The organism is Haloactinospora alba (assembly GCF_006717075.1).
Taxonomy (GTDB): Bacteria; Actinomycetota; Actinomycetes; order Streptosporangiales; family Streptosporangiaceae; genus Haloactinospora; species Haloactinospora alba.
Genome location: NZ_VFQC01000001.1, coordinates 3,346,290 through 3,364,424 on the forward strand (window position 1 = coordinate 3,346,290; position 18,135 = coordinate 3,364,424).

Genomic DNA, 18,135 nt, shown 5'->3' on the forward strand with positions numbered 1-18,135 from the left:
ACCATCCTTAGTTCGTAATACCAAATATTGGCTTCACGAACTAAATTAGTTCGCAGTGCCAACGGAGGTCAAATACACTGCGCGGAAAGGAGGCGTTGTGACGGAGACACCCCCGGGGAGAAGGCTCGCCGAGAGCCTGGTGCGACTGACGCATCTCGTGGAGCACGTGTTCGCGGAGACCGGCCGGCGTTACGACATCACTCCGCAGCAGGCCCAGCTTCTCTGTGTCCTCCACCACACCCAGCTCGGCATGACGGAACTGAGCCGGTCCCTGCACCTGGAGAAATCCAGCCTCACCGGGCTCGTGAACCGCGTCGAGCGCCGCGGGCTGGCCGTCCGCAGGCGCGACTCCCACGACCGGCGGGAATGCCGGGTCGCGTTGACCGAGCAGGGCTCCCGGATCGCCGTCGACTTCCACGAGGAGGTGTCCGGGCGGCTGGAGGAACTCGTCGGTGACCTGGCACCCGAGGAGAGCGGGCAGCTCACCTCGGTCATCGCCCGGGTCCTCGCCGGGGCCGAGACCGAACCCGGCCGCGAGGGGCGTCCCGATTCCTGAGTGAGCGTCCGCGTGCCGCTGTCGGCCCGCGCCGGATGCGTCGCGGGTCAGGGCCGCCGCCCCGGCGCACGGCCGGGAACGCGTTCAGCACGGTCCCAAACGTTCCGTCCAAGGGCCACTAAAGCTTCGACACGCATTCGGCACAGACAGCCGTTCGCGGCCGGACGGTCCCGGACATGGCCGGACGCACGAGAACGGCCCCTGACCGAGGATCCTCCCGGTCAGGGGCCGTTCCCTGCGAGTGCCAGGTCAAGGATTCGAACCTTGGAAGGCAGTGCCGGCGGTTTTACAGACCGCTCCCTTTGGCCGCTCGGGCAACCTGGCTGGGGTGCGCGGGCTTCTCGCCGCGGCGCGTAAGCAATCCTAGCGGAGATCCGGGCCAGATACGAAATCACTGCCTCACCGCCCGTCGGCGCCCGCGTGGCGGGGACCGGAACGTCGCTGGAACAGCACCGGGAACACCCGGTTAGGCTCGGGTTCTGCTGCGTCCGGATGGTGCGCGCAGCCACCGGACGCACCGGAAACAAGCCCTCGGGCCGACAGGCCCGGTGACCGTCGCAGATGTGGGAGCCTACGTGGCCGCTGAATCCAGTTTCGACGTCGTGTCCAAACTTGACCGCCAGGAAGTCGACAATGCGCTGAACCAGGCAGCCAAGGAGCTCTCCCAGCGCTTCGACTTCCGGGGCACCGGTGCCACCATCGCGTGGTCCGGTGAGCAGGGAGTCGAGATCAAGGCGAACACGGACGAGCGTGTCAACGCCGCTGTGGAGGTGTTCAAGGAGAAGCTGATCAAGCGCGGCGTGTCGCTGAAAGTCCTCGACCCGGCGGACGAACCGACCACTTCCGGCAAGGAGTGCCGCCTGCCCATCTCCCTCAAGGAGGGGATCTCCAGCGAGGACGGCAAGAAGATCGCCAAGATCATCCGCGACGAGGGGCCGAAGGGCGTCAAAGCCCAGGTGCAGGGTGACGAGCTGCGGGTCACCTCCAAGAAGAAGGACGACCTGCAGGCGGTGATGAACCTGCTGCGGGAGAAGGACCTCGACGTCCCGCTCCAGTTCGTCAACTACCGGTAGAGCGCCCGGCCGGGCGCTGCCGCCGCTTCCCGGTCAGTGTGTCCCCCACCGGTCGGCCATCCGCTGTAGGCGGCGGATGCGGTCGCCCGTGGGGGGATGTGCCGCGAACAGCTTGCTCATGCCGCGCAGCGGAAACGGGTGGGCGATCATCAGGTGTCCGGCCGTGAGCAGGCGCCGTTCGGTGGGCAGGGGGTGGGTGCGTGTTCCCACCTCGATCCTGCGGAGCGCGTTGGCGAGCCCGAGCGGGTCCCCGGTCAGCTGCGCGGCCGCCCGGTCCGCGCGGTACTCGCGGTTCCGGCTGACACCGAGCTGGATCACGAGGGCCGCCGCCGGGCCGAGGACGAGGAACAGCAGGCCGCCGAGCAGGCTCGGGACGTCCTCGTCCTCCGAGTCACCCAGTGGCAGCAGCAGGGCCAGCGCTGTCATGGACGTGATGATCGCCGCCAGCATGGCCGCGACCGAGCACACGAGCGTGTCCCTGCTGCGGATGTGGGAGAGCTCGTGCGCCAGAACCCCGCGCAGCTCCCGCTGGGACAGGTGGCGCAGCAGACCGGTGGTGCAGCACAGCGCGGAACCACGGGGGCTGCCGCCGGTGGCGAAGGCGTTGGGGGCGGGAGTGGGTGACAGGTACAGCCTGGGCATCGGCTGGCGGGCCGCGGTGGCGAGTTCCCGCACGATCCGGTACAGGTCCGGCTGTTCGATCTCGCTGACGGGGCGTGCCCGCATGGCACGCAGCGCCATCGAGTCGCCGAAGAAGTAGACCAGCCCGTTGACGCCGACAGCGACGACGATGCCGAGCTGCAGCCCCTGGGCCCCGCCGCAGCCCCAGCAGACGAGGGCGACCAGCACCGAGAGGCTGGCGAGAAGGCCGACGGCGCGGATCGTGTTGCGCTGCACGATGTCTCCCAGCCCCCTTCGGTCGTGTTCGTCGCGGCGTACCCGACGGGAAAACGTACGACTTCGGGGCGCGCGTTCCCACCGCAGGGCGAGGAAGTTCACGTTCGTCAGCCGCGAGGCCGGCGGGGCGCCCGCCCCGGCGCGCCCCGAACATCCCGACCGCGCGCGGCGTGTGAGTTCCACCACCCACAGCCCTCTTCGGTGGAGGAACGCCCTACAGTGTTGAGCGTGGCTGTCAATACTGCGATCGCGTCGCCGGGAGCTCTGCTCGTGGCCCGGCGGCATGTGGACTTGCTGCGGATCGCCAGCGCGTTGTGTCGCCGGCTCCCCGGCGTGCCTGGCGAACGCGGAACGCGACGGTTCTGACGCGTCCGACGACCACGGACGCAGTGTTAGGACCACCCGCGACGTTCACCGTCGTCCGCGGGTTCGTAGGCTGGCACATAGGTCCCCGCTCACGTTCACAGATCCCGCCGCGTTTCCAGCGACCGGCCGGTTCCTAAGCTGGTCGGCGGGATCCGAGGCAAGCCAAGCCGCCGTGCTCCCCACGGCGGCTTACCTAGGAGGTCGGCGATCTCAGTGACCAAACAGGTCGAACAGGTCGATCGTGTCATCATCCGGTTCGCGGGAGATTCCGGCGACGGTATGCAGCTGACCGGTGACCGGTTTACTCAGGAAACAGCGTCGTTCGGCAACGACCTATCGACTCTGCCGAATTTCCCGGCGGAGATCCGCGCCCCCGCGGGGACCCTTCCAGGCGTCTCCAGCTTCCAGTTGCACTTCGCCGATCACGACATCATGACACCGGGCGATGCCCCCAACGTCCTGGTCGCCATGAACCCGGCGGCGCTGAAAGCCAACCTGGAGGACGTGCCGAAGGGCGCCACCATCATCGTCAACACGGACGAGTTCACCAAGCGCAGCCTGGCGAAGGTCCAGTACGAACAGAACCCGTTGGACGACGGGACGCTGGACGAGTTCAAGGTGAGCCGGGTCCCGTTGACGTCCATGACGGTCAAGGCGGTCGAGGAGTTCGACGTCTCCAAGAAGGAGGCGCAGCGCGCCAAGAACATGTTCGCGCTGGGGCTGCTCTCCTGGATGTACAACCGGCCGACGGAGGGAACGCGCAGTTTCCTGGAGTCCAAGTTCGCCGGGAAACCCGAGATCCTGAACGCGAACCTGGCCGCGTTCAACGCCGGGTGGAACTTCGGGGAGACGACCGAGGACTTCGCCGTCTCCTACGAGATCAAACCGGCCCGTCTCCCGTCGGGGACGTACCGCAACATCACCGGCAACCTCGCGCTGTCGTACGGGTTGCTCGCCGGAACCCAGCTGTCCGGGCTCCCGCTGTTCCTCGGCTCGTACCCGATCACCCCGGCGTCGGACATCCTGCACGAGATGTCCAAGCACAAGCGGTTCGGGGTCCGGACGTTCCAGGCGGAGGACGAGATCGCCGGTGTCGGGGCCGCGCTCGGCGCCTCCTTCGGCGGCTCGCTGGGGGTGAGCACGACCTCGGGGCCGGGGATGGTCCTGAAGGCGGAGACGCTGGGACTCGCGGTCATGACCGAGCTTCCGCTGCTGGTGATCGACGTGCAGCGCGCGGGCCCCAGCACGGGAATGCCCACCAAGACGGAGCAGGCGGACCTGCTGATGTCGATGTTCGGACGCAACGGTGAGTCCCCCATGCCGGTACTCGCGCCGCGGTCCCCCTCGGACTGCTTCGACATCGCGATCGAGGCCACCCGGATCGCCACCAAGTACCGGACCCCGGTCATCGTGCTCTCCGACGGTTACCTGGCCAACGGTTCCGAACCGTGGCGCATCCCGGCCGTGTCCAACCTTCCGGACCTGTCGGTGGACTTCACGACGGAGCCCAACACCGAGGACGGAACGTTCCTGCCGTACCGGCGCGACCCCGAGACCATGTCCCGCCCGTGGGCGGTCCCCGGAACCCAGGGGCTGGAGCACCGCATCGGCGGGATCGAGAAGAGCGACGGGTACGGCAACATCTCCTACAGCCCGGGCAACCACGACCTGATGGTGCGGTCGCGTCAGGGCAAGGTGGACCGGATCGCCAGCGACGTCACACCGGTGGAGGTGGACGACCCATCCGGGGAGGCCGACGTTCTCGTCCTCGGCTGGGGAGGGACCTACGGCTCCATCGGTGCCGCGGTGCGGCGCGCGCGCCGCGCCGGCGAGAAGGTCGCCCAGGCCCACCTGCGCCACCTCAACCCGTTCCCCGAGAACCTCGGCGAGGTGCTGCGCAGCTACGAGCGCGTCATCGTCCCCGAGATCAACCTCGGCCAGCTCGCGCTGCTGCTGCGCGGGAGGTTCCTGGTCGACGTCATCAGCTACACGAAGGTCAGCGGACTGCCGTTCAAGGCGGAGGAGCTGGCGAACGTGATTCAGGAGGTCATCGACCGTGGCGAGTGACAACGGCTCCAACGGACAGCTCCCGGGCGGCCTGGACCTGGTACCGCGCAGCGACGCCCAGTACAAGATGAAGGACTTCAAGTCCGACCAGGAGGTGCGCTGGTGCCCCGGCTGCGGGGACTACGCGATCCTGGCGGCGTTCCAGGGGTTCCTGCCGGAGCTCGGCGTCCCCAAGGAGAACATCGTCATCATCTCCGGGATCGGGTGCTCCTCGCGGTTCCCCTACTACCTGTCCACCTACGGCATGCACTCCATCCACGGCAGGGCGCCGGCGATCGCCACCGGTCTGGCGTCCAGCCGGCCGGACCTGTCGGTGTGGGTGATCACGGGTGACGGCGACGGGCTGTCCATCGGCGGCAACCACCTCATCCACGCGCTGCGGCGCAACGTCAACATCAACGTTCTGCTGTTCAACAACCGCATCTACGGGTTGACGAAGGGCCAGTACTCCCCGACCTCCGAGTCGGGCATGGTCACCAAGTCCTCCCCGATGGGGTCGGTGGACTCGCCGTTCAACCCGGTGTCGCTGGCGCTGGGCGCCGAGGCGGGGTTCGTCGCGCGCACGGTCGACTCCGACCGCAAGCACCTCACCAGTGTGCTCCGCTCCGCGGCCGACCACCCGGGGGCCTCGTTCGTGGAGATCTACCAGAACTGCCCGATCTTCAACGACGACGCGTTCGGCCCGCTGAAGGACTCCGACGAGCGGGACACGCGCCTGCTGCGGCTGGAGCACGGCCAGCCGCTGCGGATCGGGGACGACCGCGGGGTCGTGCTCGGCGAGTACGGGGACCTGAACGTGGCGGACGTGGCCGAGGTGGGTGAGGAGCGCGTGCTGCGGCACGACGCGCACCGGGAGGACAGCGGGTACGCGTTCGCGCTGTCCCGGATGGACTACCCGGAGTTCGCGCACGTTCCCATCGGGGTCTTCCGCGACGTGCAGCGGGACACGTACGACGGCATGATGACGGAACAACTGTCCACGGCCCGCTCCTCCCAGGGGGAGGGTGACCTCGCCGCGCTGCTGGCGAGCGGGGACACCTGGACCGTGGACTGACAGGCAGCCGGCGGACGAGCGCGCGGCCGCGCACGGGACCGGGTTCCGGCGCGGCCGCGCGCTCCCGCAGTGTCGACCGCGGCTCCACCGCCGGTTCGCTCGGTGCGGCCACCGGAACTACCCTGTGCCGCCATGGTTTCGCGCTCCGTCCCCTCCCGAGAACACTGCGGCACCGAACCTCGGCCGTGTGACCCGCTCCCCCGCCAGCGCCGCCCCCTGACCGGTGCCACCCTGGTGGCGACGGTCGCGCTCGTGCTGCTGGGGACACTGGTGGCCGTGGGATGGGGCCCGTTGGTGACGGCGGACCGTGTCGTCGCCGGAGCGCTGTACGGGCTGGTCCACGGATCCGCGGCGGCGCACGGGGTGGAGCTGTGGACGGAGGCGTTCGGCACGTGGACGATGCGGATCGTCGCGCTCGCGACCGCCGCGTGGCTGCTGTTGCGGCGCCGGATCAGCACGGCGGTGTGGGCCGCCGGCACGGTGTTCGCCGCGAACCTCGCCGGTCTGGCGCTGAAGCTGACGGTCGGCCGGCAACGGCCCGCCTTCGACGATCCGATCACGACGGCTGTCGGCCCGTCCTTCCCGTCCGGACACGCGCTCATGGCGGTCACCGGTACGGCCATCCTGCTGTTCGCGGTCCTGCCGCTGCTCCCCTCCCGGCTGCGTCCGGCCGCGTGGGCGGCGGCGCTCGCCGTCACCGTCAGCACGGCGCTGAGTCGCCCGCTGCTGGGGGTGCACTGGTTCAGTGACGTCCTCGCCGGTGCCGCCCTCGGCGTGGCGGTCGTCGCCGGCTCGCTGCTGCTGTGGACGTTCCTGCCCGCGGGTGCGCGCCGGTGGGACCGGCCGGCCTTCCGACCGTGACACCCCACACCGCGCGCCGGTGCCCCAGGCAGCTGTTTCCGGCCGTGTGAGCGCATACCCTACGGGCCATGCGTATCGTTATCGCCGGAGGCCACGGAAAGATCGCCCTGCACCTGGAACGGTTGCTGGCACAGCGCGGGGACACCCCTGTCGGCCTCGTTCGCAACCCGGACCATACCGAGGACGTGCGCGCCACCGGCGCGGAGGCGGAGCTGCTCGACCTGGAGAACGCCACCGTGACCCAGGTCGCGGAGAAACTTATGGGGGCGGACGCGGCCGTGTTCGCCGCCGGGGCGGGTCCGGGCAGTGGAGCGGCCCGCAAGGAGACCGTGGACCGGGACGCGGCGATCCGGATGGCCGACGCCGCCGCCCTGGCCGGGGTGAACCGTTACGTCGTGGTGTCGGCCATCGGGGTGGACGAGGGTCCCGCTCCCGACGCGGAACCGGTGTGGGCCGCCTACGTCGCGGCCAAGCGGGACGCGGACGCCGACATCCGGGGGCGGGAGCTGGACACGGGGTGGACCATCCTGCGCCCGGGGCGGCTCACCGACGACGCGGGCACCGGCAGGGTGCGGCTGGCGCCGCGGGCCGAACGGGGCGAGGTTCCCCGCCAGGACGTCGCGGCCGTCATCGCTGCGCTTCTGGACGAGCCCGCGACGATCGGCCACGTGCTGGACCTCGTCGGGGGCAGCACCCCCGTCGCCGACGCGGTCGCTTCCGTCACGAGCTGAACATTCCGGGGGCGTGTGGCTACACACCTCCGATAACCGGCATTATGGGAAGCCGGAACGGTCCGGCGTTTTCCGCAGCGCTGGGCCCCGCCCGGCGGACACTGTTCGTGACGAGCGGCGCGTCCGGCACCGCACTGGCGAGGCCGGGGGACCAGGGCAACCGGAGCCCCGGCTGAGAGGACGGGAACGCGGCCGGGCGGTCGGGCGTCACGTAGTGGACAAGCGTCCGTCGGACGGGGTCCGGGCCCTGTCTGGGGGTGCGGGCGGTGGACCTCCCCGCTGGGAAGCCGGAGCGGCTTCCGGGGACGATGCGATGACCGGGCACGCCCGCTCGCCGCGACGAGCAGATAGGTACGGTACACATGAGCGTCACGCAGGTCGTGAAAGACAGCACCGTCGTCGAACACGCGAGAGTCGCCGCGCAGCAGAAACGCAGGCTGTTCATCGTGCAGTTGGACATTGACGGTTACGACGACGATTCCAGCAAGGTGCGCCCCGGCTTGTCCCGCATCCTCGAGGGCATCGAGGAGGCCGGGTGGCAGCTGGACCAGATGACCCCGAGCGGGAGCGGGGAGTCGACCCGGTTGTGCATCTTCCGGCCGGCCGCGCAGACCCCGAAGGAGGCCGAGCAGCCCAACCAGGCCCAGCGGGAGCAGACCTCGGGCCAGCAGCGGCCGTACCAGCACTACCCCACGGGCGCCCAGCAGCCGGACCCGTACGCGGCCTACCAGTACCAGACGGGACAGCAGTACGGCGGCTATCCGCAGCAGTACCCGGGCTACGGGTACCCCCAGCAGCCCGGCTACAACCAGCAGTACCCCGGTTACGGCCAGCCCCAGCAGCCCGGCTACAACCAGCAGTACCCGGGCTACGGCCAGCCGGGTTGGTGACTCCCTCCCGAGGCGAACACGCTCCGGAACCCGCACGCGCCACGGTGGCGCGTGCGGGTTTCGTGTGTCCGGCGGCGTTGCGAACGGACGGCGGGGCCCCACGGCTCCGGTCGCGCCGCGGGGGCGGCTTCCCGCCCCTGACGGACAGCATTTCCGACGGGATTCCGCGAATCTCGGATTATCACGCGACACACAGATTCAGCTACGCTAAGTTACATTCCGGTGGGCGGTGCGCCCACCCCGTATGAACGTTCGAAAGGATCGACGATGAAGCGTATCGCCGCAGTGTCCAGCCTGGTCGCCGCGACCGCCCTCGCCGTCGGCGCCATGTCCGGCACCGCGCAGGCCGACAACAACGCCGAGGTGCAGAACATCACCGTGCCGATCTGCGCCGACGTGCTGCAGGCCTCGGGCATCGCGCCGGACGGCTGCTCGGTGATCGACTACCACACCGAGAAGGGCATGGGCGTCAGCTGAACAGTGCCCGGCCCGGGGCGGGCGGGGCAGCTGCGCCCCCGCCCCGGGCCGCACCACCGGCTCGCGGCGGCCGCCGGGACCGCGTACGGGAACCCCGCCGGTGCCCGGAGTCGAAACCCCGGAGGACGGGTTTCGGGTTACGCGCCCGTAGCCGGGCCGCGGGCCGCGATACTGGCCTCCATGCGAGCGAGGAGGCATCATGGCTGTTATGAGCGCCGGAGAAGCGGACCCCCAGCAGCGGCCGTTAACCGTGGCGGACCTGGAGCGGATGCCGGACGACGGCAACCGCTACGAGCTGGTCGACGGGAGGCTTGACGTGTCTCCCGCTCCGGTCTCCCTGCACACCCTGATCGAGTCCCGGCTCACGATCCACCTCGGCGTCCTGGCCCCCGAGGACGTGATGGTCCTGGCCGGTCCCGGTATCAACCTCGACGAGCAGCGCACCCACCACCGGATCCCGGACGTCGCCGCCATCGGCGAGGCGGACTTCGAGCGGCCCTACCTGAGCCGCCCGCCGCTGCTGGCGATCGAGGTGGTCTCCCCGGAGAGCGTCTTCCGCGACCACCACACCAAGGCGCGGGAGTACGCCGAGTTCGGCGTCGCCTCCTACTGGATCGTCAACCCCGCTCCGGACAAGCCCGGCATCGCCGAGTTCCGCCTGGACGGCGGGAGCTACCGCGAGGTCACCCAGGTGTTCGGTCAGGACACCTTCCGGACGGAGGCGCCGTTCCCGGTCACGCTCGTGCCGCACTGGCTCGTCGCCGCCGGCCCGTGGAAGACCCGCATCGGCGGGGAGTAGAGCCGGCCTCCGCGGCGAACGCGCCGCGCTCGCGGTCCGCCGGTTCCGCTCCCGCCACGGGCCGGATGGTCCCGGTTCACGCGCCCTCGCGCGCCACCCCCACCGGGCAGGAGGCGCCGGTCCCGCCGAGGCCGCAGTAGCCGTTGGGGTTCTTGGCATCGGACAGGTATTGCTGGTGGTACCCCTCGGCGAAGTAGAACTCGCCCGCCGGCACGATCTCCGTGGTGATGGTGCCGTGTCCGGACCGGTCGAGGACGCGTTGGAAGGCCTCCCGGCTCTCCTCGGCCGCGGCCCGCTGCGCCTCGCCGTGGTACAGGATCATCGACCGGTACTGGGTGCCCACATCGTTGCCCTGGCGCATCCCCTGCGTGGGGTCGTGGCCCTCCCAGAACACTTTGAGCACGTCGCGGTAGGAGATCCGCTCGGGGTCGAACACCACCCGCACCGCCTCGGTGTGCCCGGTACGGCCGCTGCAGACCTCCTCGTAGGTGGGGTTGGGGGTGTAGCCCCCGGCGTATCCCACCGCGGTGGTGATGATGCCGTTGTGCGCGCCGAGCCTCCAGAACGCGCGTTCCGCGCCCCAGAAGCAGCCCATGCCGACGTCGGCGACCTCGCTACCCTCCGGGTAGGGCGGGGTGAGCTGGGTTCCCAGCACCTCGTGGCGCGGCGGGGCGGCGAGCGGGGTTTCCCGGCCGGGCAGCGCCCGGTCCGGCTCGACCATGGTTACCTTCTGCCCGAACATACTTTCAGCCTAATAGGTGGCCGACGCCGTGCCACTGCGGTCACGACGCGCCGCCGCTCGGCAACGCCCGTGCGCGTCGGCTAGTTTCCCAGTGGCATGCCCGACACGGTCACCGAGATCAACGCGCGGGCCCGCAGGCTGGAGCGCGGGCTCGCCGTTCCGGTGCTGGTCGCCGCTGTCGCCTCCGTACCGGCGCTGTTCCTGACCGTGTGGGGGTCGGGTGCAGCCTCCGCCCTGGGCCGGGCGGCCAACTGGCTCGTCAGCGCCGTGCTGTGGGCGGAGTGGCTCGTGCTGTTCCTGATGGCGGACAGCCGCCTTCGGTGGATCCGCGACCACAAGTGGACGACGTTCGTCGCCTGCGCGACGGTCCCGGCTGTGATATTCCTCATCGGTCCGGTGCAGGTACTGCGTTTCCTCCAGGTTCTCGGGGCGCTGCGGGTGGTCCGGGTGACCCGGATCCTCAAGGCCGGCCGGGTGCTCCGCCGCCGCGCGGACCTCCCCCGCACCTGGCAGCGGGTCGTCATGACGGGCTCGGTCCTGCTCTCCGCGGGGTTCGTGGCGGTCGTACTGGCCGACCCGACCGCCCGGAGCCGTCTGCTGTTGGCCGACCTGCTCGGCTGGGCCGGTGTGTGGCCTCCCCTCGTCGCCGCGGTGCTGCTGTTCGCCGCGACCGTCGTCGTGCTCCGCGCACAGGAACAGGGACCGCTCCCGCCCTGACCGGGAATCCGAGGGGTGACCCCAAGCGCGCCGGGACGTGCCGCCAGCGGCGCGACAGGACAGCAAAAACATCTACTCATAGGATGAATCGTCGTCTAAGCTGACGTCCGTGTCCGAACTGAACCGCGGTGTGCTCCTCGGGGCGAGCGCCTACGCCATGTGGGGCGTCAGCACCCTCTACTGGCCCCTGCTGTCCTCCTCCGGAGCGGTCGAGATCCTCGCCCACCGGATGGTGTGGTCCCTGCTCGCGGTGGTGGTCCTGCTGGCGGTCGGCAGGAACTGGCGCTGGATCTCGGAGGTGCTGCGCACCCCCCGCCAGCTGCTGATACTGGCCGGCGCCGCTGCCGTCATCTCGGTGAACTGGGGGTCCTTCATCTACACGGTGAACTCCGCGCACCCCTCGCAGGCGGCCCTCGGGTACTTCATCAACCCGCTGGTCAGCGTCACCCTCGGTGTGGTGATCTTCTCCGAACGGTTGCGCCGCCCCCAATGGGTGGCGGTGGCGCTGGGGGCGCTCGCGGTGGCCGTGCTCACCTACGCCTACGGCGCGGTGCCCTGGATGTCGCTGGTCATGGCGTCCTCCTTCGCCACCTACGGGGTGCTGAAGAAGTTCACCACACTCGACGGGGTGCAGAGCCTCACCGTCGAGACGCTGCTGATGTTCCTGCCCGCGCTCGGCTACGTCGCCTTCCTCCAGAGCACCGGCCAGGGCACCTTCGGCGCAGGCTCCCCCGCCCACGACCTGCTGCTGGTGGGGTCCGGCGTCGTCACCGCGCTCCCCCTCGTCGCCTTCGGCGCGGCGGCCCGGCGGATACCGCTCACCCTGATCGGGTTGCTGCAGTTCATGGTTCCGGTGATGCAGTTCCTGTTCGCCTGGCTCGTCTTCGCCGAGGAGCTCCCGCCCAGCCGCTGGGTCGGGTTCGCCATCGTGTGGGTGGCGCTGGCGGTCTTCGCCGTGGACCTGGTCCGCAACGCCGGCAACCGGGCCTCCCGCCCGGCGGACCGCGCCGCACCGGAGCGCTCCTCCTCGTAGCGTCCCGTCACGCGCCTGCTCCCGCCTGGCCGCTCCGGGACGAGCAGGGGCGTGCGTGTCCGACCGGACCCGAGCGGCTGCGCACCGAACCGCGGGGGTTCCGTGGTGGGGGTCCGCCGCGTCACCGGCGGGTCGTTCCCTCACGGATCCGGGCGCGTGAGCCGGTGGAACGACGACCGGTCGGCGCCGGCGGAGTCCCGGTGCACCACCGTGACCTCGGTGAAGCACCCGCGCCGCGTGTCGAGGACGAGTTCCAGTCGACGCCTGCCGGTAAGGGAGAAACCGCTGTAGGGAGAGAGCTCGCTACCCGTCGGCTCCGCCGCCATCCGCATCCGCCCCTCGCCGTCCGGATCGCCCGTCGAGGTGACCCGTACGCGCGCGAGCAGATCGACCGGGCGGAGCATCTCCGCGAACCATCCCCGCGCGAACGCCGTCCATGAGCAGAAGTACAGCGGATCGTCGCGCGTGGGCGGGTCGGGTACCGGGCAATGGCGCGTCCCACCGCGCCCTGGGAGTGTGGACCGGATCGCCGTGCCGTCGCAGGAGTGATGCGCATCACCCCGCTCGTCGCGAACGGTGTAGTCCCAGTGCAGCCAGCCGTCGGCGCGGAGAAGGTGGCGCGACGTCTCGCGCTCGGTTCCGTCGGCTCCGAACCGGACGGACTCGGCGCCGGCCGCGCTCACGGAGAGGCGCACCGCCGACGGCGGGAACGCGGCGATGTCCGACGCCATGTTCCCTTCCTGTCGCGTTGTGCTCCCAGAGCCCGCGACCAGTGAACACACTCGGAACGGGCCCGTCTAGGAGGGCGGCGGTTCCGCGCCGTTGTCGCGTTCCCTCGCGTGCCGGCCGCGGCGTTCGGCCAGTAGGTCGTCCAGGAACTCGGTGAACTCGGCCTCGTTCTGCCCCCGCGGGTCGGCGGGCCGCGCGTGCTTGCCCCTGCGGTACTCCCGGCCGTCACTGCCCCGCTGGTCCGGGATCTCCTGCAGTTCGTAGTGGCGGCAGACCGTGTTCTCCTGCCACGGCTGCAGGTGCTGGCCGGCGGGGAAGCTCGGCGCTTTCCTGATGACGGACTTGTGGTACGGCACCTGCACCTCGTCGTCGACCAGCTGCGCCCCCTTCAGGGGCACGATGTTCTCGTTCGTCCCGAACAGCCCGGTGCGGACCGTGATCCACCTCGGCGTCTCGGTCCACTCGTCGAAGAAGACGTGACCGATCTTCCCGATGCTGTTGCCGTCCCGGTCCAGCAAACGGTGCCCGACCAGGGACTGCGCCCCCAACTGTGTCGCCACGGCGGCTCCTCCCCCGTAATTCCCCCGGTAGCAGGCGGTCGCGCGCGGGCACGAGCCCGGGCGCGGTTCCGCTCATGCGCAGATTCCCCGAGGTGGGAGGCGGGATGCCGGAGCTTACTCAACCAATACCGAGTCTGGACCCGGTTATTACCCGCGACGGGCACGGGGGACCGGGGCGAAACGTCGCCGGCCGGGGGCGAACGCCGCGCCCGCCGCGGCGGGTGGGGGAAGCGGGCAGCTCTCAGCCCGAGCGTTCCACCACGTAGTCGCAGAGGGCCTCGAACGCCTCGCGCGGCGCCCCCTTGGGGAGGGTCGCGAGTTCGTCCCGGGCCGTGTCCGCCCACGCGCGCAGGTCGCCGCGCGCGCTTTCCAGGGCGGGGCTGGCCCGCAACAGGCGCAGCGCCTCGTCGGTCTCCTCGTCGTCCAGCGGCCGCCCCAGGAGCTCGCGCAGCCGTTCGTGCTGCGGACCGCGCTGGCGCAGGGCGTGGAACATCGGCAGGGTCAGCACGCCCTCGCGCAGGTCGGTCCCCGGGGTTTTCCCGGACTCGCCGGAGTTCCCGGAAACGTCCAGGATGTCGTCGGACAGCTGGAAGGCCATGCCCAACGCGTCGCAGGCACGGGTGATCGTGGCGGTCACCTCCGCCGGGGCGTTGGCGAACGTAGCCCCGAACTCCGCGGAGGAGGCGATCAGCGACGCCGTCTTGTCCGCGATCACGTTCATGTAGTGGGTGAGGGGGTCGGTGCCCTCCGGTGCCCCCGAGGTCTCCAGGACCTGGCCCTGGACCAGTCTCCCGAACGTTCTGGCCTGCATCCGGACCGCGTCGGTTCCCAGGTCGGCGAGGAGCTCCGAGGCACGCGCGAAGACGTAGTCGCCGGTGAGGATGGCCACCGTGTTCCCCCAGCGCTGGTTCGCGCTGGCCTTCCCCCGGCGCAGCTCCGCCTCGTCCATGACGTCGTCGTGATAGAGCGTCGCGACGTGTGTGAGCTCCACCACGGCCGCGGCGCGGGTGAGTTCGGGAGCGTTCGGGTCGCCGAACCGCGCGGCGAGCAGTACCAGGGTGGCGCGGAAGCGTTTCCCGCCCGCGGACAGCAGGTGGCGCGCCGCGTCGGTGAGCATGGGGTCACTCGCCGCGACCGAGTCCCGCAACACGTCCTCCACCTGTTGCAGGGCATCGTGAACTTCCCGGGCGAGGGTCGCGTCGATACCCGGCAAAGCGAGGAAACCGCTCGGGACAGCACCGCTCACCTGAAGCTCCACACGTCAGCAGGCGCGCGGCAGCCGGACGGTCGGCGTACCGCGCGCTCTCGGGATGGACATAATCCAGCTAGCCAAGCTATCGGACCCGGTCTCAACAGCCAAGGCCACATACCGTTCGTGTCCCGCTACCGAACGAACCCGCTCGCCTCGGCCACCTGCTCCGCCTCCTGCTCCTGGGGCTGCGGGAGGAGATGCTCCAACACGGGTTGGGGGAACACTCCGAGGGCGATGGTGGCCGCGACGCCGGCGACGATCGCCGACCCTGTGGCCACGCCCGCCCGCAGCACGGTCGGTCCGCCCTCGGCCGGTTCGGCGAAGAACATCAGCACGATGATACGCACGTAGAAGAACGCCGTGACCGCACTGCTCAGCACGCCCACGATCACGAGCGGGGCCGCCCCGGCCGCCATGGCCGCCTCGAACACCGCGAACTTCCCGATGAATCCGCTGGTCAGCGGGATTCCGGCGAAGGCGAGCAGGAACAGTCCCAGTGACCCGGCCAACAGCGGGGCGCTGCGCCCCAGCCCGGCCCAGTGCGACAGGTCACCGGCCTCCGGCCCGTTGTGGTGCGTGCGCACCAGCGTGACCACGGCGAAGGCGCCGATGGTGGTGAAGCCGTAGGCGGCGAGGTAGAACATCGCGCCGGCCATCCCCTCGGGGCTGGCGGCGATGACCGCGGTCAGCACGAAGCCGGCGTGCACCACCGACGAGTAGGCCAGCAGCCGTTTGATGTCCCGCTGGGTGACGGCGATGACGGCGGCGAGCACCATGGTGAGAATCGCAACGACCCACAGCATCGGACGCCACTGCTCCACCGAGGCGCCGAACGCCGCGTAGAACACGCGCAGCATCCCGCCGAACGCGGCGACCAGGGTGCAGGACGCCATCAGGGCCGTGATCGGGGTGGGCGCGCCCTGGTAGACGTCGGGTTTCCAGTTGTGGAACGGCACCGCTCCGACCTTGAACAGCAGCCCCACACTGACCAGGGCGATCCCCAGCAGGAGCAGCGGTTCGGCGGTGGCTTGCTCGAACACGTCGGATCCGCCCGCCTCGATCGCCTCGTGCACCCCGGCGAAGTTCACCGACCCGGCGTAGCCGTAGATCAGCGCCACCCCGAACAGGAAGAACGCCGAGGAGAACGCTCCCAGCAGGAAGTACTTCACGGCCGCTTCCTGGGAGAACAGGCGCCGGCGCCGCGCGAGTCCGCACAGCAGGTACAGCGGCAGGCTCAGCGTCTCCAGGGCGATGAACATGGTCAGAAAGTCGTTGGCCGCCGGGAAGAGCTGCATGCCCAGCAGGGCGAACAGGACCAGCGGGTACACCTCGGTGTGCTGCGACCCCGCCTGCACGTGGCGGCGTTCCTCCTCGCTTCCGGGCACCGTGGCGGCCTGCGCGGCGAACGCGCTCTCCCCGCCGCGGTGCTCGGCGACGAGCAGCAGGCTGATGAACGCCAGAACCAGGACTGTTCCCTGGAAGAACAGGGCGGAGCGGTCGACCGCGACCGCTCCCATGGCCACGGTCGTGCCGGGCTCACCTGCGGGCAGGGACCCCACCACCAGCACGGTCAGCACGAACGCCGCCAGCACGGACGCCAGGGACAGGCCGAGCTGCAGCGACCTGCGCCGCGCGTGGGGGACGAACGCCTCGACGAGCACGGTCAGCACGCCCGCGCCGAAGATCGTCAGCATCGGTGAGAGGAGCCAGTAGTCGATCTGGGGCGCCTCGGTCACGGGGGCGTCGGCGAGCGCGGTCACGGCCGCCTGGGTCACCGCCATCACTCGTGGCCTCCTTCCTGGCCGTCAGCGGTCAGGACGTCGCCCGGGAGGAACGCCGGGTCGGGTGGGTCGAGTTGCTGCATGGTCTGCTCCACGGCCGGGTTGATGACGTCCAGCAGCGGCTGCGGGTAGACGCCGAAGAGTACGATCAGCGCGAGCAGCGGCCCCACCGCCCACACTTCGCGCCGGGACAGGTCGCTGATCCTCGCCAGACTGTCCGGGAGCGGTCCGGTCATGGTGCGCTGGTACAGCCACAGGATGTACAGGGCGGCCAGCACCACGCCGACGGTGGCGATCACCGCGGGCACGGGGTGGAACGCGAACGTGCCGACGAACACCAGGAGTTCGCTGATGAACGGGGAGAGCCCCGGAAGCGACAGGGCGGCCAGTCCCGCCAGGAGGAACGTCCCGGCGAGCACCGGCGCCCCCTTCTGCACTCCCCCGTAGTCGGCGATGGCCGCCGACCCGCCGCGGGCGATGAGGAATCCCACGAGGAGGAACAGCGCGCCCGTGGCGAACCCGTGGTTGATCATGTAGAGGGCCGCGCCGGACTGGCCCTGGGTGGTCATCACGAAGATCCCCAGGGTGATGAACCCGAAGTGGGACACGGAGGTGTAGGCGATGAGCCGCAGCATGTCGCTCTGCCCGATCGCCAGCACGGCGCCGTAGAGGATGCTGACGAGGCTCAGCACCACGACGGGCCACACGAACCACGCCGCCGCCCCCGGGAACAGTTCGAGGCAGTAGCGCAGCATCCCGTAGGTGCCGACCTTGTCCAGCACGCCGACCAACAGCACGGCGGTTCCCGGGCGGGAGGAGCCGGCCGCGTCCGGCAGCCAGGTGTGCAGCGGCCACATCGGCGCCTTGATGGCGAAGGCGACGAAGAAGCCGAGGAAGATCCACCGCAGTGCCGCCGTGTCCGCGCCGGCCAGGGCGCCGCCGGTGAGCTCGTCCCAGCGGAACGTGCCGCCGATGACGTAGACGCCGATGACGGCGGCCAGCATGAGCAGCCCGCCCAGCAGGCTGTACAGCAGGAACTTCACCGCGGCGCGGCGCCGCTGCTCCCCGCGGCCGTACCGTCCGATCATGAAGTAGACCGGGATGAGCATGGCCTCGAAGAACACGTAGAACAGGAAGACGTCGGTGGCGGCGAACACCCCGATCATCATCGCCTCGAGCAGCAGGATCAGGGCGAAGTACCCGTGCCCGCCGCCGGACGGCCCGGTGTCGGACTCCCGCCACGCGGCCAGCAGCACCAGCGGGACCAGCACCGCGGCCATCAGGATCAGCAACAGCGCCACACCGTCGACGCCGACCGAGTAGCTGACCCCGAACCGCGGTATCCACGGGTGGCTCTCGGTGAACTGCATCCGGGGGCCGTCGGGGGAGAAACCGGACGCCATGGTGGCGACGAGCAGCAGGGTTCCCGCGCTGACCCCGAACGCGAGGCGTTTGGCGAGTTCGGGGCGCTCGCGCGGGACCAGCGCGAGCGCCAGCGCGCCCACGGCGGGAAGCGCTATGGCGAGGGTGAGCCAGGGGATGTCGGTCAA

At 70.2% G+C, this 18,135-nt stretch carries 19 protein-coding genes and 1 tRNA gene; 12 read left to right on the top strand and 8 right to left on the bottom strand.

Annotated features, from left to right (window positions below):
* Window positions 1–97: 97 nt before the first annotated feature.
* Window positions 98–556 (top strand): MarR family winged helix-turn-helix transcriptional regulator, encoded by a 459-nt coding sequence (locus FHX37_RS15060; protein ID WP_211351840.1) that lies wholly within the window; start codon window positions 98–100, stop codon window positions 554–556.
* Window positions 557–798: 242 nt separating this feature from the next.
* Here the strand turns inward: FHX37_RS15060 and FHX37_RS15065 are convergent.
* Window positions 799–880, bottom strand: a tRNA-Tyr gene (locus tag FHX37_RS15065).
* 251 nt (window positions 881–1,131) lie between these two features.
* On the opposite strand from FHX37_RS15065, the gene FHX37_RS15070 reads away from it, so the two are divergent.
* Complete coding sequence (locus tag FHX37_RS15070; protein WP_141924500.1) at window positions 1,132–1,629, top strand: YajQ family cyclic di-GMP-binding protein; 498 nt, start codon at window positions 1,132–1,134, stop codon at window positions 1,627–1,629.
* Window positions 1,630–1,662: 33 nt separating this feature from the next.
* On the opposite strand, the gene FHX37_RS15075 is transcribed toward FHX37_RS15070, so the two are convergent.
* The gene (locus FHX37_RS15075; RefSeq protein WP_141924501.1) at window positions 1,663–2,526 is read right to left on the bottom strand and encodes a M48 family metalloprotease; all 864 of its coding nucleotides are present in this window, start codon (window positions 2,524–2,526) and stop codon (window positions 1,663–1,665) included.
* A gap of 228 nt (window positions 2,527–2,754) precedes the next feature.
* Between FHX37_RS15075 and FHX37_RS24120 the strand changes: the two genes are divergently transcribed.
* The 8 genes from FHX37_RS24120 to FHX37_RS15110 all read left to right on the top strand — a co-directional run bounded on the left by FHX37_RS24120 (window position 2,755) and on the right by FHX37_RS15110 (window position 9,771).
* The gene (locus FHX37_RS24120) at window positions 2,755–2,892 is read left to right on the top strand and encodes a putative leader peptide (protein ID WP_394344500.1); all 138 of its coding nucleotides are present in this window, start codon (window positions 2,755–2,757) and stop codon (window positions 2,890–2,892) included.
* 213 nt (window positions 2,893–3,105) lie between these two features.
* The gene (locus FHX37_RS15080; protein WP_141924502.1) at window positions 3,106–4,959 is read left to right on the top strand and encodes a 2-oxoacid:acceptor oxidoreductase subunit alpha; all 1,854 of its coding nucleotides are present in this window, start codon (window positions 3,106–3,108) and stop codon (window positions 4,957–4,959) included.
* A gap of 67 nt (window positions 4,960–5,026) precedes the next feature.
* Window positions 5,027–6,013, top strand: a complete 987-nt coding sequence (locus FHX37_RS15085; protein WP_141925279.1) for a 2-oxoacid:ferredoxin oxidoreductase subunit beta — start codon at window positions 5,027–5,029, stop codon at window positions 6,011–6,013.
* 132 nt (window positions 6,014–6,145) lie between these two features.
* Window positions 6,146–6,874, top strand: coding sequence for a phosphatase PAP2 family protein (locus FHX37_RS15090; protein WP_141924503.1), 729 nt, complete (start codon window positions 6,146–6,148; stop codon window positions 6,872–6,874).
* Between the two features lie 68 nt (window positions 6,875–6,942).
* On the top strand, window positions 6,943–7,605 hold the full coding sequence (locus FHX37_RS15095; protein ID WP_141924504.1) for an NAD(P)H-binding protein: 663 nt from the start codon (window positions 6,943–6,945) through the stop codon (window positions 7,603–7,605).
* A gap of 362 nt (window positions 7,606–7,967) precedes the next feature.
* The gene (locus FHX37_RS15100; RefSeq protein WP_141924505.1) at window positions 7,968–8,495 is read left to right on the top strand and encodes an Ntn hydrolase family protein; all 528 of its coding nucleotides are present in this window, start codon (window positions 7,968–7,970) and stop codon (window positions 8,493–8,495) included.
* A 267-nt stretch (window positions 8,496–8,762) separates the two neighbouring features.
* A complete protein-coding gene (locus FHX37_RS15105) occupies window positions 8,763–8,972 on the top strand; it encodes a hypothetical protein (RefSeq protein WP_141924506.1) in 210 nt (69 codons plus the stop codon).
* Window positions 8,973–9,171: 199 nt separating this feature from the next.
* On the top strand, window positions 9,172–9,771 hold the full coding sequence (locus tag FHX37_RS15110) for a Uma2 family endonuclease (RefSeq protein ID WP_141924507.1): 600 nt from the start codon (window positions 9,172–9,174) through the stop codon (window positions 9,769–9,771).
* Between the two features lie 76 nt (window positions 9,772–9,847).
* On the opposite strand, the gene msrA is transcribed toward FHX37_RS15110, so the two are convergent.
* Window positions 9,848–10,513: a peptide-methionine (S)-S-oxide reductase MsrA gene (gene msrA / locus FHX37_RS15115; RefSeq protein ID WP_141924508.1), complete on the bottom strand. Its 666-nt coding sequence runs from the start codon at window positions 10,511–10,513 to the stop codon at window positions 9,848–9,850.
* A 96-nt stretch (window positions 10,514–10,609) separates the two neighbouring features.
* Here msrA and FHX37_RS15120 point away from each other — a divergent pair, with 96 nt between their 5' ends.
* A complete protein-coding gene (locus FHX37_RS15120; RefSeq protein WP_141924509.1) occupies window positions 10,610–11,230 on the top strand; it encodes an ion transporter in 621 nt (206 codons plus the stop codon).
* 109 nt (window positions 11,231–11,339) lie between these two features.
* Complete coding sequence (gene rarD, locus FHX37_RS15125) at window positions 11,340–12,263, top strand: EamA family transporter RarD (protein ID WP_141924510.1); 924 nt, start codon at window positions 11,340–11,342, stop codon at window positions 12,261–12,263.
* Between the two features lie 140 nt (window positions 12,264–12,403).
* Here the strand turns inward: rarD and FHX37_RS15130 are convergent, their stop codons facing one another.
* The 5 genes from FHX37_RS15130 to FHX37_RS15150 all read right to left on the bottom strand — a co-directional run bounded on the left by FHX37_RS15130 (window position 12,404) and on the right by FHX37_RS15150 (window position 18,135).
* Complete coding sequence (locus FHX37_RS15130; RefSeq protein ID WP_141924511.1) at window positions 12,404–12,994, bottom strand: hypothetical protein; 591 nt, start codon at window positions 12,992–12,994, stop codon at window positions 12,404–12,406.
* 66 nt (window positions 12,995–13,060) lie between these two features.
* Window positions 13,061–13,552, bottom strand: coding sequence for a PRC-barrel domain-containing protein (locus FHX37_RS15135; RefSeq protein WP_246062301.1), 492 nt, complete (start codon window positions 13,550–13,552; stop codon window positions 13,061–13,063).
* 241 nt (window positions 13,553–13,793) lie between these two features.
* Entirely contained in the window at window positions 13,794–14,798 is a 1,005-nt protein-coding gene (locus FHX37_RS15140) for a polyprenyl synthetase family protein (protein ID WP_141924512.1), read from the bottom strand.
* Between the two features lie 137 nt (window positions 14,799–14,935).
* The gene (gene nuoN / locus FHX37_RS15145) at window positions 14,936–16,585 is read right to left on the bottom strand and encodes an NADH-quinone oxidoreductase subunit NuoN (RefSeq protein ID WP_141924513.1); all 1,650 of its coding nucleotides are present in this window, start codon (window positions 16,583–16,585) and stop codon (window positions 14,936–14,938) included.
* Window positions 16,585–18,135, bottom strand: a complete 1,551-nt coding sequence (locus tag FHX37_RS15150) for an NADH-quinone oxidoreductase subunit M (protein ID WP_141924514.1) — start codon at window positions 18,133–18,135, stop codon at window positions 16,585–16,587. The genes nuoN and FHX37_RS15150 overlap by 1 nt, the downstream gene beginning before the upstream one ends.